Source organism: Mesorhizobium abyssinicae (assembly GCF_049887195.1).
GTDB lineage: Bacteria > Pseudomonadota > Alphaproteobacteria > Rhizobiales > Rhizobiaceae > Mesorhizobium > Mesorhizobium abyssinicae.
Genome location: NZ_JARAKC010000018.1, coordinates 42,355 through 64,665 on the forward strand (window position 1 = coordinate 42,355; position 22,311 = coordinate 64,665).

At 59.0% G+C, this 22,311-nt stretch carries 22 protein-coding genes; 9 read left to right on the top strand and 13 right to left on the bottom strand.

What is annotated here, in order from left to right; translation table 11 throughout:
* Window positions 1-343 precede the first annotated feature (343 nt).
* The 5 genes from PU724_RS26810 to PU724_RS26830 all read left to right on the top strand — a co-directional run bounded on the left by PU724_RS26810 (window position 344) and on the right by PU724_RS26830 (window position 4,860).
* Complete coding sequence (locus tag PU724_RS26810; protein WP_426213675.1) at window positions 344-1,732, top strand: DUF6600 domain-containing protein; 1,389 nt, start codon at window positions 344-346, stop codon at window positions 1,730-1,732.
* Window positions 1,733-2,279: 547 nt separating this feature from the next.
* Entirely contained in the window at window positions 2,280-3,554 is a 1,275-nt protein-coding gene (locus tag PU724_RS26815; RefSeq protein ID WP_354422659.1) for a cation:proton antiporter, read from the top strand.
* A gap of 20 nt (window positions 3,555-3,574) precedes the next feature.
* Window positions 3,575-3,763, top strand: a complete 189-nt coding sequence (locus PU724_RS26820) for a DNA ligase-like domain-containing protein (protein WP_354422661.1) — start codon at window positions 3,575-3,577, stop codon at window positions 3,761-3,763.
* Entirely contained in the window at window positions 3,763-3,984 is a 222-nt protein-coding gene (locus PU724_RS26825; RefSeq protein WP_354422663.1) for a hypothetical protein, read from the top strand. The genes PU724_RS26820 and PU724_RS26825 overlap by 1 nt, the downstream gene beginning before the upstream one ends.
* 567 nt (window positions 3,985-4,551) lie before the next feature.
* Window positions 4,552-4,860: a hypothetical protein gene (locus tag PU724_RS26830; RefSeq protein ID WP_426213676.1), complete on the top strand. Its 309-nt coding sequence runs from the start codon at window positions 4,552-4,554 to the stop codon at window positions 4,858-4,860.
* Window positions 4,861-4,868: 8 nt separating this feature from the next.
* Here PU724_RS26830 and PU724_RS26835 read toward each other — a convergent pair whose 3' ends face one another.
* Complete coding sequence (locus PU724_RS26835; RefSeq protein ID WP_126058585.1) at window positions 4,869-5,054, bottom strand: hypothetical protein; 186 nt, start codon at window positions 5,052-5,054, stop codon at window positions 4,869-4,871.
* Window positions 5,055-5,400: 346 nt separating this feature from the next.
* A complete protein-coding gene (locus PU724_RS26840; protein WP_426213677.1) occupies window positions 5,401-5,631 on the bottom strand; it encodes a hypothetical protein in 231 nt (76 codons plus the stop codon).
* A 140-nt stretch (window positions 5,632-5,771) separates the two neighbouring features.
* Between PU724_RS26840 and PU724_RS26845 the strand changes: the two genes are divergently transcribed.
* The 4 genes from PU724_RS26845 to PU724_RS26860 all read left to right on the top strand — a co-directional run bounded on the left by PU724_RS26845 (window position 5,772) and on the right by PU724_RS26860 (window position 9,765).
* Window positions 5,772-5,990: a hypothetical protein gene (locus tag PU724_RS26845; RefSeq protein WP_320320474.1), complete on the top strand. Its 219-nt coding sequence runs from the start codon at window positions 5,772-5,774 to the stop codon at window positions 5,988-5,990.
* Window positions 5,991-6,628: 638 nt separating this feature from the next.
* Window positions 6,629-7,474 (top strand): ABC transporter permease, encoded by an 846-nt coding sequence (locus tag PU724_RS26850; protein ID WP_354422667.1) that lies wholly within the window; start codon window positions 6,629-6,631, stop codon window positions 7,472-7,474.
* A gap of 3 nt (window positions 7,475-7,477) precedes the next feature.
* Window positions 7,478-8,725 (top strand): ABC transporter ATP-binding protein, encoded by a 1,248-nt coding sequence (locus PU724_RS26855; protein ID WP_354422669.1) that lies wholly within the window; start codon window positions 7,478-7,480, stop codon window positions 8,723-8,725.
* Window positions 8,722-9,765: a polysaccharide pyruvyl transferase family protein gene (locus PU724_RS26860; RefSeq protein ID WP_354422671.1), complete on the top strand. Its 1,044-nt coding sequence runs from the start codon at window positions 8,722-8,724 to the stop codon at window positions 9,763-9,765. Before PU724_RS26855 ends, PU724_RS26860 begins: the two co-directional genes overlap by 4 nt.
* Window positions 9,766-9,803: 38 nt before the next feature.
* On the opposite strand, the gene PU724_RS26865 is transcribed toward PU724_RS26860, so the two are convergent.
* The 11 genes from PU724_RS26865 to PU724_RS26915 all read right to left on the bottom strand — a co-directional run bounded on the left by PU724_RS26865 (window position 9,804) and on the right by PU724_RS26915 (window position 21,878).
* Window positions 9,804-10,769 (bottom strand): glycosyltransferase family 2 protein, encoded by a 966-nt coding sequence (locus tag PU724_RS26865; RefSeq protein WP_354422672.1) that lies wholly within the window; start codon window positions 10,767-10,769, stop codon window positions 9,804-9,806.
* Entirely contained in the window at window positions 10,766-11,644 is an 879-nt protein-coding gene (locus PU724_RS26870; RefSeq protein ID WP_354422674.1) for a glycosyltransferase, read from the bottom strand. Before PU724_RS26870 ends, PU724_RS26865 begins: the two co-directional genes overlap by 4 nt.
* Window positions 11,637-12,638: a polysaccharide deacetylase family protein gene (locus PU724_RS26875; RefSeq protein ID WP_354422676.1), complete on the bottom strand. Its 1,002-nt coding sequence runs from the start codon at window positions 12,636-12,638 to the stop codon at window positions 11,637-11,639. The genes PU724_RS26870 and PU724_RS26875 overlap by 8 nt, the downstream gene beginning before the upstream one ends.
* Window positions 12,635-14,197 carry a glycosyltransferase gene (locus PU724_RS26880; RefSeq protein WP_354422678.1) on the bottom strand — a complete coding sequence of 521 codons (1,563 nt, stop codon included), beginning with the start codon at window positions 14,195-14,197 and terminating at the stop codon, window positions 12,635-12,637. The genes PU724_RS26875 and PU724_RS26880 overlap by 4 nt, the downstream gene beginning before the upstream one ends.
* Entirely contained in the window at window positions 14,194-15,291 is a 1,098-nt protein-coding gene (locus tag PU724_RS26885) for an NAD-dependent epimerase/dehydratase family protein (protein WP_354422680.1), read from the bottom strand. The genes PU724_RS26880 and PU724_RS26885 overlap by 4 nt, the downstream gene beginning before the upstream one ends.
* Window positions 15,288-16,388: a Gfo/Idh/MocA family protein gene (locus PU724_RS26890; RefSeq protein WP_354422682.1), complete on the bottom strand. Its 1,101-nt coding sequence runs from the start codon at window positions 16,386-16,388 to the stop codon at window positions 15,288-15,290. Before PU724_RS26890 ends, PU724_RS26885 begins: the two co-directional genes overlap by 4 nt.
* Entirely contained in the window at window positions 16,372-17,364 is a 993-nt protein-coding gene (locus PU724_RS26895) for a glycosyltransferase family 2 protein (protein WP_354422684.1), read from the bottom strand. The genes PU724_RS26890 and PU724_RS26895 overlap by 17 nt, the downstream gene beginning before the upstream one ends.
* Window positions 17,361-18,293 carry a glycosyltransferase family 2 protein gene (locus PU724_RS26900; protein ID WP_354422686.1) on the bottom strand — a complete coding sequence of 311 codons (933 nt, stop codon included), beginning with the start codon at window positions 18,291-18,293 and terminating at the stop codon, window positions 17,361-17,363. Before PU724_RS26900 ends, PU724_RS26895 begins: the two co-directional genes overlap by 4 nt.
* 28 nt (window positions 18,294-18,321) lie before the next feature.
* A complete protein-coding gene (locus tag PU724_RS26905) occupies window positions 18,322-19,323 on the bottom strand; it encodes an NAD-dependent epimerase/dehydratase family protein (RefSeq protein WP_354422688.1) in 1,002 nt (333 codons plus the stop codon).
* A gap of 1 nt (window position 19,324) precedes the next feature.
* On the bottom strand, window positions 19,325-20,515 hold the full coding sequence (locus PU724_RS26910; protein ID WP_354422690.1) for a glycosyltransferase family 2 protein: 1,191 nt from the start codon (window positions 20,513-20,515) through the stop codon (window positions 19,325-19,327).
* Window positions 20,516-20,579: 64 nt separating this feature from the next.
* Window positions 20,580-21,878 carry a polysaccharide biosynthesis/export family protein gene (locus tag PU724_RS26915; protein WP_354422691.1) on the bottom strand — a complete coding sequence of 433 codons (1,299 nt, stop codon included), beginning with the start codon at window positions 21,876-21,878 and terminating at the stop codon, window positions 20,580-20,582.
* Window positions 21,879-22,311 lie beyond the last annotated feature (433 nt).

The following is a 22,311-nucleotide window of genomic DNA, read 5'->3' on the forward strand; positions in this document are numbered from 1 at the left end:
TCCTTCCAAGAGAACCGCGGGGTACCCCTTTAGTTCCGGGCGCTGCAATGTGGCTGATGCGGATGTCCTCGCCGGATTAGCGATCTGACAAGCTGATCATTCATCTTGCGAGCCGGAACCCGCCCCACAGATTGAACCATTAGTTGCTTTCGCGCTGCCCTTTCGAAGGCCATAAAGGCTACCCGAGTTTGCACCTTCCCTCCTTCGCAGCAACAAGGAGGCTGGCTAGGCCCGCTTGGGATGCCAAGCCGTGAGCGGATACGGGCAACGCTGGCAAAGTGGAACAATCCGACAGCCGGCGGGTTTCAAAGATGAAGGGCGATCTGTTTCGGAGGAAACTGGGATGAAACGCGTCCTTGCCCAAAATGCGGTACGACTGATGCTGGGCGGCGTAACCGCCTGTCTGCTGACCATCGTCGAGATTCCCAACCCGACTACGCCATTGTCGCTCGTGTCCGAGGCACGGGCTGCCACAGACGTTTCGATCAGCACATTCTACCAGGACCTTTCTTCTCATGGTGATTGGGTTTCCTACCACGGAGCGGCCGTTTTCGTACCGGCTGAAGTACCTGACGGTTGGCGTCCATATACCCTTGGACACTGGGTCTATACCGAGCAGTATGGCTGGCTCTGGGTATCCGACGAGCCATTCGGCTGGGCGACGTACCATTACGGCCGGTGGGGCTATGCCGACGACATCGGCTGGTACTGGGTCCCGGGCACTCGTTGGGCGCCAGCCTGGGTGAGTTGGCGTCGTGACAGGCAGCACATGATTTGGGCTCCGCTGCCGCCGCGTCGTGATCCGGATTTGATTTCAATCGAGGTGACCTTCGACGCGACGCCGGATTTTTACTGGGTCGTTGTCCCCACACGCGAATTCCTTGCGGCGGACATTTCTGTCGTCGTTATCCGTGATGAGCCGGAATTTGTGCGCATTGTCGAGGCAGCCGAGCCGGTTGGCGATGTGACGATCCATAACAACGTGGTGACCAACAAAGTCATAGATGTTGATGTGATCGAGAAGGAGACGAACCAGGAGGTGACTGTCGTCAAGGTCAGCAAGACCGACGCGCCCGAGCAGTCTGGCAAATTGGAAAACAATACGGTCAGGGTCTTTGAAGGCGAGGTGAAAGCCGATGCCGATGCCAAACCAGCTGAGATCAAAGATATCGAGGAGGTGAAGAAGGTTCAGGCTGGCCGGAAATCGAAGCCGACCGAAGGCGCCGCCACGACCGAACAGGTCGAGCCCGAGCAGGCGGCTAAGCCGCAGAAAAAGACCCAGGAACAGCCTGCAGCCGAGCAGCAGCAGGGCGAGCCCGAGCAGGCGGCAAAGCCGAAGAAAAAGGCCAAGGAGCAGCCTGCGGCCGAGCAGCAGCAGGGCGAGCCCGAGCAGGCGGCAAAGCCGCAGAAAAAGGTCAAGGAACAGCCCGCCGCCGAGCAGCAGCAGGGCGAGCCCGAGCAGGCGGCCAAGCCGCAGAAAAAGGCCAAGGAGCAACCCGCCGCCGAGCAGCAGCAGGGCGAGCCCGAGCAGGCGGCCAAGCCGCAGAAAAAGGCCAAGGAGCAACCCGCCGCCGAGCAGCAGCAGGGCGAGCCCGAGCAGGCGGCAAAGCCGCAGAAAAAGGCCAAGGAGCAACCCGCCGCCGAGCAGCAGCAGGGCGAGCAGGCGGTAAAACCCAAGCCACAGAAGCAAGAAAAAAAGGCGTGTGATCCGCAGACTGAGGCGAACTGCTAGGTTTGTGGCGGTTAGACTAACCGCTCTTAGCGGTGCCCGCTGTTGGCAATGCGGGCACACCTGCGATCCTGGCTTCTATCCTTCGCGGCCACCTTTGGCTGGGCTGTGTGCATTCGTCATTGATCCGAAATGGCGATATGCGCCGAAAACCAGGATCTTATGATCTACAAGCCGAGGAGGGTGAACAGAAAAACAGAAAATAGGCTCGCGCGCTGAGCGCGGGGGATTACTGGCGGTCGAGCGCTTGGTGAAGACTAGGCTGCTCGCACTGGAATTTAACCAAGGTGCTGTTTCACCAGCCAGCCGCAAAGCATGCGAGCGGAGTTACGTGGCGGATATTCCACGAGAAGTCATGGAGCACAACGTCTGCACCAGTAGAAAGTCGTCTCGGACAGCGGCTCCAGGCCGGTGTCACGATAAACTTCGGTCGAGCCAAGGGCCGGGGGAGGACATGATGGGCGAACGTTGGGTGGGGAGGGGAGCCTGTTTCTGCTCGGGCTCGCAGCAGCTTGGCGCCTTCAGCACGCGTTCAACGGCCTAAGCCTACATGCAGTCCTATGCTCTCCTCTTGGCAGTTTTTGGAGCAATCGTGCTCCTTACGGCCTGGCTACCTTTACTGCTCCGAAAGCTTCCGCTTTCGTTGCCAATGCTTTGCATCGGGATCGGGGTTCTTTGGGTTTGGTCACCATTCTCTCCGCTCGTAGGGGTAAACCCACTGGAGAACCGGATACTAACCGAGCGTCTCACAGAGTTCGTTGTGATCGTCGCCCTTATGGGGGCTGGCCTAAAGCTGGATCGGCCCGTGAGTTGGCGGGGTTGGGAGTCCTCGTGGCGCCTTCTTGGCATAGCCATGCCTCTAACGATCGCAGGAATTACAATTCTAGGCTGGTCAATTCTCGGGCTTGGCATTAGCGCCGCACTTCTGCTTGGGGCTGCCCTGGCACCAACTGATCCTGTTCTGGCAAGCGACATACAAGTCGGTCCACCTCAATCCGGCAAGGAGGATGAGGTGCGTTTTGCCCTTACCTCCGAGGCCGGTCTCAATGATGGAGCGGCCTTTCCGTTCGTCTATCTTGCAATCGCAATCGCGCTTTCCAACGCATCCGGCGAGCCCTTCTTCAGGCACTGGTTTATCGTTGACGTTGTCTGGAAGATCGCCGCAGGCGTTGGAATTGGCTGGCTCGGCGGAAAAGCCATGGGCTACCTTACGTTTCGTCTGCCGAAACGGTCGGGGTTGTCAGAGACGAGGGATGGCTTTGTTGCGCTCGGTATCACCTGCCTTGCGTATGGCTCGACCGAAATCCTTCACGGCTACGGCTTCCTTGCAGTGTTCGTCGCGGCCGTGGCGCTACGGTCCGTCGAGCGGCAACACGAGTATCATGAGAGCTTGCATGACTTCGCGGAGCAGATTGAGCGTTTGCTGATGATGGTCCTGCTGGTCTGCCTTGGAGCAGCCATCGCAGAAGGGTCGATTTTTGGCGCCTTGAGCTGGCAGGTGATCGTCACTACCGCCCTGGTATTGTTCGTGGTGCGACCCCTGGCGGGTTGGATTGGGTTAATCGGATTTCGAGCGTCATCCCGCGAAAAGGCCGTGATTGCTTTTTTTGGAATCCGCGGCCTTGGCTCGTTCTATTACCTCGCATTTGCGCTCGGGCAGGCTGATTTTGAGGGTGCGACAATTCTTTGGGTGACTGTCTGCTTCGCCGTGTTGAGTTCAATTGTTATGCATGGCGTGATGGTAACTCCGGTGATGCGACAAATGGATCGCACCCGTTCACCACGCTCATGGTTGAGGCCTCGTGCTCGCTCTAGAGAAGATTAATGCCTGTCTGGTAGCATGAAGTGAAATTCGATGACTACCGCTCGCAGATCGTCAGGGATGCCGAGGGCGTGCGTATCTTCACGCGTCGCAGGCTCGACTGGACCGCCCAATATCGCGACCTTGCCAAGGCTGCCGCCGAGTCTGGGGCGCCGCTTGCTGGCGTCAAGTATGAGCGGAACCTAATGTTCGCACTCCGCTTTATCGCGTAATGAGCACTCGCGGCATCAACTTTCTCGACAAATGGATGGCAGGGCATCTGCCGAACGCGATAACGGACGATGCTTTGGCCATTATCTATTTGACGGAGGAAGCCATCAAGGCTGCTGGGCGTGAAGGCATCCCTCCCGAGGAGATCAGCGAGGAAGTCGGCAGCTTATTTGAGGTGATCCTCCAGGCGATGCAGCACCGCGAAGGTGGATTGGTGGAGTGACAGAGAAGCCCGCGCTTTCCCCGTCCGAAGGCGAGCGCGGGCTCAACCCTCCTCAAAGGCGCACACATTGCGACTTGCCCAGACAAGGCGCAGTGTCACGGGGCTCCGGCAACTATTGCTGGGGTATGGCCCGGCCTAGGACATCCTCAACCGACAAGCAGGTGGTCGGAACTTCCCCTCACGAAATGATCCGAGAACCCACCGGCGTGGCGAGAGTCGATTCTGATTTGCTGGAAGCATGGTGCGGAACAAGTCGCCCTTCGCCGCGCGTTGCCGCAGCTCCCGCCGTCTCTGTTACATCCGCAGTCGACGACGGGTGCCGGGCATGTACCCCCCGGTGCATGGTTTCGCACCCCCTCTGACGTGAATCTACCCCTACACAAGCAGTCACTCAACTAAGGCTTAGTGCGGTGTCCCTCATCCTTTCAGGGGCTTCGTCAGGGTTACCAGCGCCCGAGGACTGCGGCTAGGCAAAGGGGGCCTGCGGGGGTGAAAATGCCTCTTTGCCTGAGAATTTAGCAGCTGCTAAGTATGGCGCGCGGCATACCCCCACTAAACAATGCCGCAGTGGCCGACGCGAGCAATGCTGTCTCACCGGCAATCCGCGTCGGTCATTCTTTCCGCGCGGCGCGCTGGCGTATCGGCCGCATGGCGAAGGGCTGGACATTCCAAAGCTTGATCGACGCCAAAGTCGCCTTGCTATCACAGCCAGAAGCCGACCTCGCCCAGCTCCGGGACCGCTACGGCCCTGACTCGCCGGCCATGGCCAATGACCTCATTCCCAAGCTGAAATGCAGGAGTGCGGAGGCACAGATGTGGGGCTGTCTATACGCCCGACACAAGGCCGAACGCCTCTGGCAAGGCCCAGGGCCGTGATGACCGCCTTAATTCTCCGCATGACTGAAGACGACTGCGCCACTGTCCTTGCGAACTTCAACGGACACAATCCCATCGTCGCCCTTTCGGGTCTGGAACATGGAGATTGCATGGTCTCTGGCGGTCTTCTCGGCGTCGAAAGTCGCCTTGTCGACAACACCCTGTCTTCCATACCAGATGACGGTGTAGGCCATTTGTCAGTTTCGACCGGTTGGTCTGGCTCTCGGGGGCAAGCTTTCACATGGATTAGCGGCCAATCTGGCGGATCGCCTCTCTTTTAGCCACAGGGACTTTTTTCTTGCCAGATTCTCATCGCGAACGTCATCAACGGTCGATCGGCCACCCTTCGCAATCACATAGTCGGCTCTGTTCGTTCGAAAGTCTTCTTTTTGAACAGACAACGTCGTTCCTCCCGGTTCGACACTTCCTCACTTTTGGCTGATGGACACACTAGCTGCCGATGTATCGCGGGAGTCTACCAATTGGGGATTGAGTAAAACGATGCACTCTGTGCCGACCCTGTGTCACCCCCCGGCAGAGTCAGTCGGGCAGCAATAGCACAACAATCCCCGTGACGGCCTTCAGCAGCCAAGCGGACATGCCGATCATGTCCCGCTGCCAGCAAAGCCAGGCAGCCGCGCGGTGATTGCCGAGTTCAAACGGCTTTGAACTGGGTACGGGGGACAGGTTGTCCGTATGGGCCCGCTGCTTCGGGGGGGCTTTTTTCTTTGTGGCAGAAAAGTCACGCAGCTTGAATATGCAGAGCTTCAACCGGCGCGAGCTTATTATCCAGCTAAGTGAGGCGTACCGTTGTTTCACGGGCAAAGGGGCGCCCGACTCCTCCCGAACTAGCGCCCGCTGCCGGAAGGTGGCGGGCTTTTTGCGTTGATCGGCACCGGGGAGACCTGCAAATGCGAATATTGCCATCCAACGTCGATGCAGATGCCGTAATCGAAGTCGGCCGCTACCTGGACGATCACGCTAAAACCATCCCAGTTTCCTTATCCGAAGCGCTCCGCATAGTCAGGCGCAGTATCGGCGGTTCTTCGATCAGCGAAAGCGGGCTCGAGGAGCTGATTGTAGAAAGCGCTGCAACCAGACATCTGACGATCCAGTTGGACAACCGCTAGCGCTTGATGGAAAAGGCGCTGTACCCCAGGCCGGACTTGATGCTTGGGTAAGGCCCCTTGATCGTTGCCTCTGCCCGCGCAGCGGTCCGAAACAGAGCACTCACAGGAAGCAGTAGGACCCACGGCGTCTAAGCCAGCGTAGGGAACATAAATTCGTCAGCGTCGTTTGTAATGCTGGCCGGATGCCCTTGTGTCCCTTACCCCTCTCCGGCCAAGCCTTGATGGGCCCGCTGCTTCCCCGGCAGCGGGCCATTTCAGTGAGAAAAGCGGTAGGCGCCCATGCCCGCCTTTAGGAGGCAAGCGGCCTGTGGCCTGGCTGCGCCAGCGAGCCGTGGCAGGCTAATCCTTCTCGCCAGCCCCGCCGTGGCCTTGGCGCTTGCCGAATCTTGCTCGTCCGCTGCCTTAGGTCCGTCCAGCTATTTGGAGTCGATGCCCGGCGCTGGGCCTTTTGGTAGTTTCGGCGCAGGGGTCCTCGGTCCGCCGTTTCAGATCCTTCCGAATCACCGCGAAGACCTGTTTCGGCCGCCGGAGACATAGTCCAGCGTTCGAGCGTACCGAGGACTTCGGAGAAAGTCCTGATTGCGCTGCACGGAAATGTAGGCCTCAATGGGCCTCAAGGAAGCAGGGACGCCATCATAGTGTCGGTTCGCACGGACTCGCAACCTGCAACTGTTGAGACGGTGATCGATCCGTCCCGCAAGCGGCGGCTGATCGACCTTTCCGCGCTTTGGCGATATCGGGAAGTTTTGTTCTTCCTGGCCTGGCGCGATTTCAAGGTCAAATACCGCCAGACTTATCTTGGTGTGCTTTGGGCGCTGTTGCAGCCGCTCGTTGCCATGTCGGTCTTCAGCGTCTTCTTTGGCAGACTCGTAGGCATCTCATCAAACGGCGCGCCATACCCGCTGTTTGTATTGTGTGGGCTCGTGCCTTGGAATTTTTTTTCGAGAGCGGTTGGGAGCATGACGGGGAGCCTTGTCAGCAACCAGGACCTGGTGAAGCGTATCTATTTTCCGCGTCTGATCATTCCCGTGTCCGCTATGGTCACGTGCCTGACCGATATGATCGTCGGCCTCGCGCTATTGTTCGCCGCCCTGCTGGCATTCGGAAGCTGGCCGGCCCCGCAGGTGCTCTTCCTCCCATTGTTCCTGCTCGTCATGGCAGCGTCGGCGACGGGGCTTGGAATGGCTTTATCTGCGATCAATGTCCGCTTTCGCGATGTGGGCTATCTCGTGCCGTTCAGCCTCCAGATAGTTCTATTCATGACTCCGGTTGTTTATCCGGGCAATCTCGTGCCCCACTTCTGGCGGCCGCTCTACAGCCTAAACCCCATGGTCGGTATAGTCGAAGCCGTGCGCTGGAGCGTACTGGGCACGCCCGCCGATTGGGCAATGATCTCGATATCGACCCTCTCCTCCGTGGCCCTTCTCGTTGCCGGACTGGCTATTTTCTCTAAGTCCGAACGCGCGTTTCCGGACCTGATCTGAGCAATGGCCGACACAGTGATTCAAGCCACCAATCTCTCCAAGGCCTACAGACTGGGAGTGGCAAACAACAGCTTTCCCACCTTGCGGGACGCGCTGGCGAGTGGCGCAAGGCGAATCCTTCAAAGGAAGGCAGATTGGGGTCGACGCAACAGTGGAGAGGATCAATTCTGGGCCCTGAGGGATGTTTCCTTCGAGGTGCGTGCAGGCGAAGTCCTTGCCGTGATCGGACCCAACGGCGCGGGAAAGAGTACTGTCCTCAAGATATTGGCGCAGATTGTGGAGCCGACTTCCGGTCGCGCGACGATACGCGGACGGTTGGGAGCTTTGCTGGAGGTCGGCACAGGATTCCATGCGGAGTTGACCGGCCGTGAGAACATCTATCTCAACGGAGCGATACTCGGCATGCGGCGCGCCGAAATCAGATCCAAGCTCGATGAAATCGTCGATTTCTCCGGCGTCGAGCCGTTTCTCGACACGCCCGTCAAGCGTTACTCAAGCGGTATGTACTTGCGGCTCGCCTTTGCCGTGGCGGCGCATGTCGAGCCCGACATCCTTGTCGTAGACGAAGTGCTGGCGGTCGGCGATGCGGCATTCCAGAAGAAGTGCATCGGAAAGGTGGGGCAGATCGCGCACACTGGCCGCACGGTCATCTTCGTCAGTCACCAGTTGTCCGTGGTCCAAAAACTCTGCAACCGAGCGATTCTTATCGGCGACGGTACCATCAAGGCAGACGGCCCCACTGCAAAAGTGATCGAAACTTACCTTCGGACGATCACGGATCAGGCCGCGCAGGATCTCGCCACTCGCGCGCTCCGCTCCGGTCGCGGGCGGGTTCGCTTGACGGCGATCGAGATCGAAGGCGATGGGGGCGTCCCGATCTCCGGGCAGTGCATGCGTTTTCGTTTTCGTGCCGCTGGCGACCAGTCGCTGGTCGATTGTTCTTTCACAATCTACGACGAGTTCGGTGATGCCGTGACCTCATTCGACTCTGCCGAGCATTCTGACGGCGAGCTCGTCGGCGACAGTTTTGTTTGCGAATTCCGGCCCTGCCTGCTGCGTCCCGGCCGCTATCGCATCAATGCCGCGCTGACATCGCGGGAGGGTGCGCTCGAGGATCACGTCGAGGGTGCGGCGACCTTCGATGTGCGGCCGGGCATCCTCGGCGGGCGGCTGGTCAATGCAGAGCCAGGGTACGGGAGCATGACGATGCCTCACCACTGGACCAGGGGACGTGGGCTAGGATATCGATGAAGTTACTGGTGGCCGGGTGGTTCAGTTTCGCGAGCGGGCACGCCACGGCCGGCGACGTGTTGTCACGCGAGGTTCTTTGCCGATGGCTCGACCAAAGATCCATTGCCTACGATCTGGCGACCGATCCCCCCTTTGCCCCCGGCTTAAACTGGCGACTGCTTGATCCTGCCGACTATTCCCACGTGATCTTCGTTTGCGGTCCGTTTGGCCGCGACGAGTTTGAAGCGGAATTCCTGGGCCACTTCGCGCGATGCCGGCTCATCGGCCTGAACTTGTCGATGGTCCTCCCCTTGGAAGATTGGAACCCGTTCGATCTGCTGATCGAGCGAGACAGTTCAGCCGTAACCAATCCGGATATGGTCTTCGCGGCGCGGCAGGATCTTCCTCCGGTCGTCGGCGTCTGCCTCGTCGAAGAGCATCCGGGAGCGGAAGTCGCGCGCACCAACGCGGCGATCGCGAAACTGATCGAAGCCCGCGAGCTCGCCGTCATTGGCATCGACACGCGGCTCGACGTCAATGAGGGGGGTCTGCGCACCCCCGGCGAAGTCGAAGCGCTGATCGCGCGAGTCGACGTCCTCATTACGACGCGCCTGCACGGCCTCGTCCTTGCCCTGAAGAACGGCGTGCCCGCCCTTGCAATCGATACGGTGCCGGGCAGCGGCAAGATCGCCAAGCAATGCACCCGGGTTAGTTGGCCGAACGTGCTCACGCTGGACCAGATCGACGAGCGGCAGCTAGCGCAGGCGCTGGATTTCGCCTTGGGTCCCGAGGCAAGGCGGTTGGCACGAGAGTGCGCGTCGGACGCCGAAAAAGTCCTGCTTCAAACGCGCGAGCGGCTGTTGGACAGCTTGACCGGTGACGAGGTCGAGGCCTCGTTCCGCGCCCGACAATTGCCCCAGCGAATGGAAGCGTTCAGGGCCGGCCTTCAGCCCGTCGGCGATTTGATAGCCGAACGGAACGATGTGGAGACGCCGCCTGCGGCCGAGTCGTGGAGACGCAAAGTTGTCCGGGGAGCTTTCACCATGCTTCGTCGAGGATAAGCCTCGGGCGTATCGCTCATGAACTCACCGATTGGTGGTCACGATCTGCTGACGCTCCCGGTCACCAACCTGTAAAGGCGAGCAAGTCTTCGCGCAAAGCGATGACGGAGCCACGCGAGCTCCATTGCGGCTTTCAATGATAACCGATCGGCCTTGTTTCGAACGGTCGGCTCGCTCCTGTAAGGCGATCGCGCGAGCCGAATTGCGCGATCGAGCTTCTGATCCTTTATCCCGCTTTTGAAAACGTATTGGGTGAGCCAGTCGAGAAAGGGTGCGCGGGCCGGATGCGCGCCCATGGGATCATAGAGGCCACGCTTGGCCGCATCCGCCGACACCGAGCCCGAGTGCTGCCGATAACGCGAAAGACAGATTGGTGTGACATAGGCCGGGTAGCGCAAAAACAGCTTAGCCCACAGCGCTTGGTCCTCGTAGAGCCGGAAGCCTTCCTCGAAGCCGACGACATGTTCGATGGCACTCCGGCGCACCAGCACGGAACAGGTGCAGGGAATGAGGCCATCCTGCATCAGCAGAAGCCGACTTAGAAGCCGCGGAGGTTGATGCAAACGGCCGGCAAGCCCGTCCGTCGGCTCGATCCAATCAGGGCTGTCACCGTCTGGATACCACCATCTCGTCGGGCCGAAGATCATGGCAGCTTGCGGGTTGGCATCGGCTGCCGCCAGAGCCGTCTCGAGCATATGGGGTTCGTACAGATCGTCTGCATCCAGGAAAGCAAGCAAATCGCCGCTGCCGGCCTTTATTCCGGCGTTTCTCGCTGCGGCGGCGCCACGCTCGGATCCGTGGGGTCTGCGCAGCACCTTAATTCGGGGATCGGTTGCCGCAACATCATTGGCGATCCTAACGCTGTCATCCGTCGAGCCATCGTCGACCAGCAAGAGCTCCCAATCCGTAACCGTCTGGGCCTGGACGCTGGCGATTGCTTCGCCCAGAGTTGCCTCCGCGTTGAGGAAGGGTGTTACAATCGTCACCCGCGGCAGGGAAGTCATCGTTGAAGCCGTCTCTTGATATTTCGCTTGTTCGCTTGCCAGGTTTCGTGCGCTAGCACTTTCCAGACTGCGGAGCGAATACGGAAAGAGGCGCCCTGATCCGCCATCGTGCCATTCAGCCACTTGAGAAACGCGATACGCGCGGCCTCGTCAGCGCCTGCCCTGGCGGAGACAGCAGAGCAGCTTTGAGCGTGCTGGCGGTATTTTGCCCAGATGCGGTCGGATACGTAGACGGGCGCGAATGCGAGCGCCTTGGCAAAGAATGTCTGATCCTCGAACATCAGGCGAAAGCTGTTCTGGAATCCCCCAAGCGTTGCGAACAAGCTTGAACGCACCAGGGCATTGCAAGTTGTCGGCGTCTGGACCTCATTCTGCAGCAGCAGCTCCAGCAGCGCGGGAGGGTCATACCGGGCGTCTGGCTCGACTCCGAGCGGGTAGTGGAAGTCCGCACGATCATCAGTCTCGTCCCAGCTATACCAGATCAGGGTCCGGCCATATATCATGCCTAGTGCCGGATCGCTTTCCATGATGGAGACTTGTTCGGAAAGCTTTTCGGGCAGCCATGTATCGTCTGCGTCGAGAAACGCGACATAGGCGCCGCACGCCTCCGCCAGCCCACGGTTGCGCGAGGCACTGATGCCATGATTGCGATTGTCGTGATGAGACAATAGCCGTACCTTGCCCGGGAGGCGCTGCTCATAGTCGCGTATGATGCCGGCAGACTGGTCGGTCGAGCCGTCGTCGACAACAAGAAGTTCCCAGTCGGTCAGGCTTTGGCCTATTATACTGTCAACCGCTTCCCGGAGGTACCTCTCGCCGTTGAACACGACGATGATTGCCGTGACGCGCGGCTGTCCGAGTGCATTGTCAGCCATGGCGCAGCACCATGCGCCGGAAATCAACCTCTCCCCAATCGGCCACCATAAGGCGCGGCAATCGGAAAGGGTCGACTCTGGACCCAACTTCGTGCGGCAGGGTGGTTACCGCATAATCCATGCCAGCGGATCTCACAGCATTGACGGTGCTGTCATCAAAGTCCCCAAAGGGGTACCCGAATCCCGCCACCCTTCGTCCAGCAATCTCCTCGCATTGTTTGCGGCTGACAGAGATCTCACGTTCGAGATCGTCCTGTTTCAGCAGGGGCAAAGATGGATGCGTGCATGAGTGGGCGCCGATCGAAACGCCATCGGTGTCGGCGAGCTGGCGCAGCTCCTGATACGTCATGGCGCGGTCGCTCTTTCTTGGGCCGGCGTCGGTTCCGGCCCATCGTGACAGCCGCTCCAGCGCCTTCTCGCGCTCTTGGGCCTGCAACGGCTTCAGCAGTGCGTGCAAATCGAAATGGAGCGTCGTGCGGTTGACGGCGTCGTTGGATTGCGCGTGCATAGCGTCCTCCGTCACGCGCCAATCATAGTTTCGGCCTGCGAATTCGATCGCCAGACTGTTCGGGAGGGCAATCGTCTCAAAAATGATGCGGGATAGAATATCCCACCAGAACACTGCCGGATCGGTACTCGCGTGAGTGGTGACGAAGACAGTGGCGGGACAGTTCATCCGTCCCATGATCGGCATCGCATTTTGAAGGACATCCGCATAGCCGTCGTCGAAGGTGATGGCTGCGGCATTTCTCGGTGGCCGTCCCTCGCGAAGCCGTTGCACCAGCCATTGCAGGGGCACAATATCGCGCGTCTCTCCCAGGATTTCGATCTGGCGTGCGAAGTTTTGCGGCGAGACTGAAAGTTCCCACGGGTCGACGAGCGGCTCTCGGATGCGGTGATACATCAGCACGACTGGCCGATTGAAACGAGCAATCAATCGGCTCCGTTGTAGGAGTTTGCTGACAGTTTGACGTACCTTCATGGCGTTGTTCATTGCCGGAAAGCTCGAGCGGCGACTATCACGGGACAATGGGGGTCATGCACATCAAGCATGGCCGGATTCAGCTCATGTTCTGCCAAGCCGTAGAGAAAGCCCGTAGCCGCATACGCGTTTCCATAGTGGCTGACTTCGACGTTATTCGCCCCGAACCTGTCAGACAGAAGCCGGCCAAGTGCGGCAGGAGTTATCGACCAGAACCAGCTGTCTGCCCATTCCCCCCGGTCGATCGGGCTGACCCAGGGCACCGTAACCAGGAGCACACCGCCCGGCTTCAATATCCGCCACAGGGTTGCAATCGCAGCAGGCATGTCGAAAAGGAGTTGCAGGGTCTGGGTGAGGACGATGCAGTCAAAGGTCTCGGACGGCAGATCATCGCCTTTTGCCAGATCACCCACGAAGGTTGTTAGCGGGTGGCCGTCGTATCGGTTCAGAACATCGCTTGTGGTAACCCGACTGCCTCCAAAACGCATCGTGTAGGCGTTGTCGCCGATTTCAAGGACCCTTCCGGATATGTTCAACGAACAGGAGGCGAGGAAAGTCTCGACATAGCGGCGGTCCACTGGCTTGCCGCGATCAAAACCGAACTCCGTGCTGAAGGGTACGCTACGCTCGAGGTCACCGAACCAGACGCTCGATCTGTGCCGACCTGACCGGCGCCGGAAGCGATGCCGAAGCGTCACGGCGGTCTGCAACGGCGCTGCAACCGCAACGGCGATCGTGCTGCTCACTTGACCGGCGAGTGAAGAACGACACCGAAGCGCTTTACCAAGCTGCGCCAGTTGCATGTCCGAATAATAGCACTTCCATTGTTCGATACCCTGACGGTAGGCGGCCGCCCAATCCGGATTGGTCTGCGCGGCGTCCCGCTGCCGGCGAAGGACCTTCAGAACCGCGCGCAACATCATCGGATTGCTGTTCGACATATTCGTTGCGTGCCGACGGTAATCCGCGAGGAATTCCGGAGTGCAGGCTACCTTGTGCGCCCGAGACAAGCGAAGGTAGACGTCGTAATCCTCGCAAGCCCGCAGCGATCGGTCAAATCCACCAGCGGCTTCCAATGTCCTGCGCCGATAGAGCACCGCAGCATGCATTCCAATCAGGTTGTCGGTCAGGAACCCTGCATACGGGTCCTTGCCAACCGACCTCAGTGGCACAGCATTCCTGACTGCCCCGGCTTCGTCGATCAGGCGGTAGGCGCCGTAGACCAATGCGCAATCGGGATTGTCGCGAAACAAGCCAAGATTGGTGGCCAGCGCTGCCGGGCGCAGCCTGTCGTCGGCATCCAGGAAGGCGATGAATTCGCCGCGCGCTGCCGCCATCCCGGTGTTACGCGCAGCGGCCAACCCCTGGTTTTCTTGGCGAACATAGTGGACGTCGTCATATCGACGAACAACACTTTCAGGATTGTCCGACGACCCATCGTCCACAATGATGATCTCATCCGGCTTTGCGGTCTGGTTGCGGACGCTGTCGATCGCTTCGGCAAGGAAGCGCTTATGATTGTAGGTCGTGATGACAACTGAAACGGTAGGTGTAGTGGGGCGGGTGGTCATCTCTCACCCGTTCGGTTTCGGCAGGTCGGGTAGCCCGCAAAGGTCAACCAGCCGACCGATCGCCGACATGCTTCCTCGAAGCTGACGGCCGGCCGGTATCCGAGCTCATGCTCGGCCTTGCGCCATGGAAGTTTCGTCTGGCACTGGTGCAAAAGTGCACGCTCCTCCGATACCATGACCGTGGGGGCCATAGTCACGCCGGTCGCTTTGCGTCCTGCCTTCCGCCACTCGGCGTAGCCTGCTTTCAGTCCGCTGCGAGCAGGCCTTGGCAGGCTCTGGACAAGCCGCCTATATCCTTTGCTTTCCTTCAGCCTTTGTTTCCAGCTCGGAGCAAATGACAATGGCGCTGAAACCGAAACTGCGGCCAGGTCGAACCCCAGTGCCTCGGCGATCGGTCGGCAAAGATCTGCCCAACTGATCTCTTCCCGATCTCCGATCAGATAGGTTTGCCCAGACGCCTCGGGCACCTCGATGGCAAGCTTGATCGCGTGAATGACATTGTCGACATAGGCGCTGTTGCAGATACCACGACCGCCATCCACCAGGTAGGCGGAGCCGTCCATGAGCTCGTCGGCGAAACCACCGGTCCAACCGGAGCGTGGGCCAAACACAATTCCGGGCCGCAGCACCACGACCTGCACCGCGTCATCGCGTGACAGTTGCCCGAGCCGGCGTTCGGCACGAACCTTCGCATTGTTATACTCGATCGCCTGATCGTCGTGCAGCGCGCTTGTTTCATCCGTCCCAGGCGGGGGCGATTGGCCATGAACGGAAGCGCTGCTGAGATAGATCAGACGCACCACGCCCGCAGCGGCGGCTGCACGATAGACGGGCTCGATAGCATCGACAATCGTGCGAGCATCACCGGCAACTGCGTGCACGACGTACTTGCAGCCAGAAAAGGCCGCGGTAAGAGCCTGAAGGTCACGCGCATCCGCTACCATTGCGTCAATCGCAAAGCGAGACAGACTGGCGAAAGCCCCCGGCCTGCGAACGATCGGCCTCACATTTGCCCAGGCGGAAAGATGCAGCAATTCCACGGTTCGGCAACCTATGAAGCCGTTGGCGCCAAGCACTGCAACAGTGCCGGTCATTGTCTGGTCCCGGCGCAAGCACCGACATGGAGCAATTCTCCCGGACCGAGCCAGGGCATGTCCATCAGCTTCCGCCTGGCATAGCATCCTTCGACCAGATCGAGCACATTGCGCCCGGCACTGGCCGGCACGGAAGGAGAGACCCCATTTCGCACCGCATCCACCACGCCCGAAATCTGATCGCAGAATGCGTCGATAAAATCGGGCGACCGGCCGTCGGCATTGTTGAAGGAAACGAAGCCTGTCGTGCGACTTCCATTCAAGGTGACTTCCACAGTCTGGGTCTCATTGACTGTCCAGGAAATCGAGCCGCGTTCGCCCTCAAGGCAATACAGGTTCGGGCGAGCCCAATCTCGGCTCAACCTGACCGTCGCGACGAAGCCGCCAAAACGCAGCTGGACAAGGCAATTCGCCTCGACGCCGCCCATTGCGTCATCGGCGTAGTGGATCTGGTCGGGTTCTCCAAACCACCAGGTCAGGAGGTCAAGACAGTGCGTGCCGATATCCTGAAGCACGCCACCACCGGACTCCGCGAAGCTGAAATAGCTCACCGAAGCCACCGGCCACTGGAAGGGGCCGCCCTCAAAACAACTGACGCTTCGTAACCGTCCGATCATTCCGGCCTCCAGCATGGCCTTTATCGATCGCGTCGCGGGGAACTGCCTTCTGACGAGCCCTGTTGCTACATGAAGATTGTTGGCTGCCGCTGCCGCAAGGATACGGTCCGCCTCGGAGACGCTCGTGGCCATAGGCTTTTCGCACAGAACATGCATCCCGGCTTCCAACGCCTTTGTCGACTGATCAGCGTGATATCCAGGTGGCGAAGCAATGATCGCAACATCGGCGTCCATAGCCAAAAGGCCGTCGAAACTGGCCGCAATCTTGGCTGAGGGCAGTCGCGCCTGAACCAGTGCGGCCTGCTTCGGTTCTGGATCGAATATCCCCGCCACTGCAACATGGCCTCTGCCTTGAAGGCGTGAAAGCGCTTCCGCATAATAGTGATTTGTGACCGCGCCGCATCCGGCCAAAACGAGCCGGACCGGTTCATCTTCACGAAGTCCTGCAGGCCGCTGCGCGGTGTCAACTAGGATGGACAATCCTGCCTCCCTGTCTTGCAACGAGCTGCAGCATGCGCCCAATTGTCTTGAGTGAGGGATCGAAGCGGAACGCTTCGTTCATCTGCGCCAAGCATCCAGCCCAATCGCCGGCGCCGAACAGTCGCCGCGCAGTTTCGAGCGCGCTTAGCGCATAGGTTCGCCGCGCCGACACGGCGACATCGTCCGCAAGCTCGGTTGGAAGATAGCTCTTAAAAATATCTATCGCCATTCGCGTGTAGGCCATGTCCTTGGCACTTCGGATATGGCGACCCGTGTTCGATTGGGGGTGCATGCGATAAAGTGCGAGGGGCTGCGGTTCATACCAGACAGGAAACTGAGAAGCGATGCGGACCCACATCTCCCAGTCTTCACTGCACTTCAGCCGCCGGTCGAACGCGCCGAGTTCTTCGTAGACCGCGCGGCGCACCACGATTGATGGCGTCATGATCTGCTGTTCCAGCGCCAGTCGAACCGCCGCATTCTCGAGCTGTCCAGGGCTTGACTGCATTACAGGGGAGACCGACAGCTCCTGTCCGTGGGCATCTATGAAGATTGTCCGGCAGAATGCGGCGCCCATACCCGAGTCCGCATCGAAGCCTCGTCCGAGCAATTCGTAGAAGCCGGGGCGGACGGCGTCGTCGCCGTGCAGGAGATGTACGAGTTCGCCCCGGGCACGATCCAGGCAGGTATGGAAGTTGCCAATATGTCCTAGATTCTGCGGCTGGTGAAAAAAGCCAACGCGGTTCCCACCGATCTCTTTCAAGACTCTTTGCGGGTCATCGGAGGAACAGTCGTCAACCACCTCGATTTGCATCTGAGCCGGGCCGGGGTCCTGCGCCAGCACGCTTTCCAGCGTTGTGGCAAGAAAGCGAGCGCAGTTATAGGCGGGGATCATCACCGACCATTTCGGACGAGCAGCCTCCCATGGCAACGGCGAGATCGGATCGCGATACTTGAAATCGCGGACCGCCGTCATGTCCGGAGCACCGAGGACTTCAGCAGGCGCAGCCCCAATCCGGCAAAGTCGTGTTTGGATACCTCACGTCCGATACCGCCGCCGCGAAGGCTCCGCAGGAAGCACGATCTGGCCGATGGCAAATCGCCTTCTACCAGATACCGCATTGACCATTCATAGAAATAGCGGGAGCAGCCGCCACGCGCAGAATTTGCCCCCTGCGTGTCCATGACCTGCGCCATCCGCCGGTAAAAGCCTTCGATCGCATCCAGCTTGGGGCGGTTTGGCAGTGCCGATATGAGTCCGCCCGGATGCAGGCGGTAGACACCTGCTACTTCGTCGACGAAAGCGAGATCTGCTGTCTTTGCGCAAAGCACATACAGCGGCCAGTCAGTTATCGGAAAGAAATCAGCATACCACGACGGGACGTTTCGAACGCACGCGGTTCGCATCATGCCGGCACAAGTTGCGAAAGGATTGCCTTCCCAGAGATCCCTTTGCGTCACGACGGGTTTCTGGTCGCCCCGCGTCCACCGCGTCGATGTGACCTCATCGCCATCCGCCACGACTGCGTTATAAAATATTGCGGAAAATTCCGGGTGCGCGTCGAGATAGGCTGCCTGATCTTTCAGCTTGGTCGTGGATGTCCACAGGTCGTCGCCATCGAGGATCGAGACGTAGCGCCCACGAGCCACCCTGAGTCCCCTCGCGACGACTTCGTTCGATCTCAGATTACTGCCGGAATAAATCGCCGACAGCCTTTCGGGATGGTTGGAAACGTATCGCTCGACAATCTCCCGGGTACCGTCGGTCGAAAAGTCTTCACTGATCAACACCTCGACACCGAAATCGGCCTCTTGCATGAGGGCGCTGTCGATTGCGGCCGCCACGTAGCGTGCGTGATTGTAAGTGACTATAAGGACGGTCACGCGAACCGTTGATTCATTCACCTTCCGCTCCGCAGCACACGCCGCCCGCCTATCTCAGATGATGCCGATCATTGCCGGCTCTGGATCGCATGGGGGGCCTTATTTCCGCTATTTCACCATTGGCCTCAAACCAGCGTAACGTGCGCACGAGACCCTCTTCATAGGGCACTTTACACGACCACCCCGGCAGGATTTCTCGGCACAGGGTCAGGTCAGGACGCCGGTTGCTCGGATCCTGCGGCGCCGGATCATCATGAACAATTATCGTTCCGGGAATGAGGCCCGCAACATACTGGGCGATTTCAAGTACGGAGACTTCCCGGTCGTTGCCTACGTTGACTGCTCCCACACGATTGAAGTTCTCCAGCCAGAACAGCCGTTCGAGCCCATCGACAATATCGTCGACATAACCCCAACTGCGGGTCTGGAGACCATCCCCATGAACGACGATCGGCTTGCCGGACAACGCATTGGCAATAAAGTTGGAAACAGCACGCCCATCATCGGCTCGGGTGCGCGGACCGTAGACGTTAAAGATCCTGGCAACCCGCACGTCGACGCCACGGACACGGTTGCTCTCGAAGAGGAGCGCCTCGGTGCAGCGCTTGCCTTCATCGTAAGAAGAGCGCGGGCCCGTACAGTCCACTGACCCCCTATATGTCTCGGGCAGCGGGTTGACCAGAGGATTTCCATAAACCTCCGAGGACGACGTAAAGCAGATTCGCCCACCCTCTTTGAGCAGCTTCACGAGCCGCATGGCGCCAATCAGATTTGCTGAGATGGTACGCTCGGGCTCCCGCATATAGACTGGCGGCGACGCGGGCGACGCAAGATGAAAGATCTCGTCGAATTGGAAATCGGATTCGAAATGCTCCACCTCGGAGCGGACCAGCACCAGACGTTGATCTCGGATATGAGCAACGTTTCCTGCCCTGCCTGTCCACAGGCTGTCGACTACAACCAGCATGTCAAAATCGTTTCTCTTGAGCAGCCGGTCGATCAGGTGCGACCCGATGAATCCTGCTCCCCCAGCCAGCAACAGCTTCTTCATCTCAGGTCTCGAGCGGAAGTAGCAGGCTGTCGGACTTCGTGTCCTCATTCGGCATTGCAAGCGTCCCTTGTTCAGGAGGCCGCGTCAAATAGGCTCTGCTTGGTCCAAGTTTCTCGTCCACAAGAGCAAGATTGCTGAGCCCCACGCGATGGTTGGCATTTTCGGTGCAATCGGCGAACTCATGAATGGAGTAGTTCCAAAAATTTCTCCCGATCTCCGACCCGCGGTCATGGTTTTCCGGCCGGGGAAGCAAACGCTTCGCGTTGCGCAGGAAAATGGCCGCGAATGCGGCGACGAGTTTCGCGAACTGCACGGGTGATCGCCAGAGCATGTTGGCGCAGTGCCTGGCCACCCTAGCAAATCGGCGCGTCATTAGCCCAAGCTTGGCAATCTCGACATCGGTGCGGAAGATCGCATCCAGCAGGGCCGGCTTCACCGCCTCCGTACAGCGGGCAAGTACGCTCTCAAGCACGATCCGGCGCGAGATCAGCATTCGCACGAAATCTGCTGACATATTCCCTGGCGTTCGGCGATATCCTACAAGATGCTCCTCAACGACGCCGAAACGGTATTTCGAGGCAATGCTCTGTTGGATGAAGAAGTCCTCGCAACCCTCTGCACCGCTATCGCGCAGTCGCGAGGAGTAGCCACCCATTTCGAAGAGAACATCGCGCCGAAACATCGGTGAACTGCCGTTGCCGATGAAATTTTGTCCGAGATGCTGCATGAACACCCATCCATTCGGGTGCGTCCGCTTCGGCGTGAAGACCACCATATCATCGGCATCGATTGTCCGGTAAAGTGTATAAACCAGCCCTAGATCGTTGCCAGCCGTAGCGAAAACACGCAGTTGCTTTTCGAGCTTTGTCGGATGCCAGAGGTCATCGGCGTCTAGGGGCGCAATGAAGATGCCTTTGCTTGCCCGTATCCCCGCATTCCGCGCCGACGCGACCCCACCATTCTTCTGTTGGATCAACTTCATGCGTCCGTCGCCATTAGCCAGTCGTCGAACGATCGATGTTGTTCCGTCGGTCGAACCATCGTCCACGACTATTATTTCGATATTCCTATGCGTTTGGGCGAGTACGGACGCCAAGGTACGCTCGATGAATGGCTCTGCGTTGTAGGCAGGGATGATAACTGCCACGAGCGCGTCGGCAGAATGCTGTGAATTGCCCGCCAAATCCGCCATCCCGTCACATCTCGCTAGGACACCTTTGTAGCTGCGTGCAGCTTCCAAGACATATATTTAGCCATTAGTTCGCGACCGCCCCTCCTGGCGGGATCTCCAGCGTAATTGTGATGGTGTCACCCGGAGCGAGCAGGGTATCTTCAGTCGCCTCGGTTGTCTCTGACTGTCCGTCATTGGTACGGGTTACACCTATCGTAACCCGCCGGCTCCCTTCAGCCACAAGGTCGCTGCGCAGCTGCCTCACATAGGCGATTTGCTTTGCCAACGAATCCATCTCAGCGCGCATTTGCGTCTTTGCCGCGCTTTCAATCTGCAAGCTAGCCAGCAGATCAATTCGACCTTGGTCGGTAAGCTTCTCAAGGCTACGCTGCAAGTCTCCTTGGTCGCGTTCAAGTCGAGAGATCTCAGCGTTGGTTTGCAAGGCGCGGGTCGCTGACAAGAGTACCGCGCGTTGAGCATCGTTGACCCTGGTGATCTGGATCAGGCCCTTGTCGAAGAGCTTCTTGAGGCGATCAAGTTCCGTCGCGTCCGCGGCCGCTCCCGCTTGATCCGTCTTCTGCTGCTCCCTCAGATAGCCCATCCGTTCCGCCGCCTTGGTCGTGGCCAACTTGATTGAAGCGCGCTCCTTCTCCTGATCCGCATAGAGAGCTTCAAGCTGCTTCTGCTCCTGCTGCAAAGCATCGTCGCGACGAGGTTCGAGGCTTGGGTCACGTTGTACGTCCGCAACCTCAATCGCCTTGGCGCCGCTCAACTGCGCCTCGATCCGAGCAGCTTTGATCTCGCTTTCCTGATACTTGATGCGCAGGACATCAAGGCGCCCGCTAAGTTCCGCGACGGTCAGTTCAGGGTTTTCAAGCTCACCGCGACCGATCTTAAGGCCGCCGCCAGCCGCTACAGCTTGTCGGACAGTCATTCCCGGTCTGAAGGCCTGTGTCCCAGGAGATGCAATGTCCCCGTCGATATAGATGGGTCGGTATTCTTCAATATCGAGTATAATCTGATCTGGATAGAAATTGGTCCAGTCCTCAGTACCGTCAGCAGACCGTTGCGGGAGGGATTTTGGCTTTAGAACCTCAATTACCTCCTTACGAACATCCTCTATTGTCTTCTGGCGAACGTTTACGGGGCCCAAGACCGGCAACATAACTACGCCGCTCTGATCGATTACAGCTCGCTTTTGCATCTCGGGATAGCCTATGACTGCGAAGCCAATCACATCGCCAGGCTGCACACGGTACGCGTTGGCATTGTGCTCCTCAGCTAGGGCAGGGCCATTCGAAAGACTCGCGTGTGCGAACAACAAAATTATTGGCGCGAGCGCGCCGCAGTTGCCCGCCCGCCATCGCGCCGATCTATTCGACATTTACGCTCACCCAAGACAGCTCCTTGTCGCAACCCTTCAATGGATCGAGCAGTTGCTGATCAGGAGATCAACTGCCCCAGCCTGTCATGAAAATATCGAGTTCACTGTGCCCTCGGTCACAGCGTGTCTCTCCGATATGCCTCACTTATCCCCCGGTAAGGCTGGGTACAAAAGTCGCCCAGGTGAGAGTTGGACTCGGCGACGGACCGAATAGCTAGCGTCGCCCCGCAGGTCTATCATTGAGTTCTGGCTTGTGGCGGCAGCTGAGAGCGACATCTGTCTCCGTCGGACTGAACCATGGAGTTGGACCGCGGCTGGCAACGCAGCCATCCGAGTTGAGTGATTCCGACCTACTTCGCGCATCCAATCGACAGGCAGTCGAGATAAACAAAGCCATAGGGATCGCGCCAAGCCGAACCACCGGCCCCTTCCG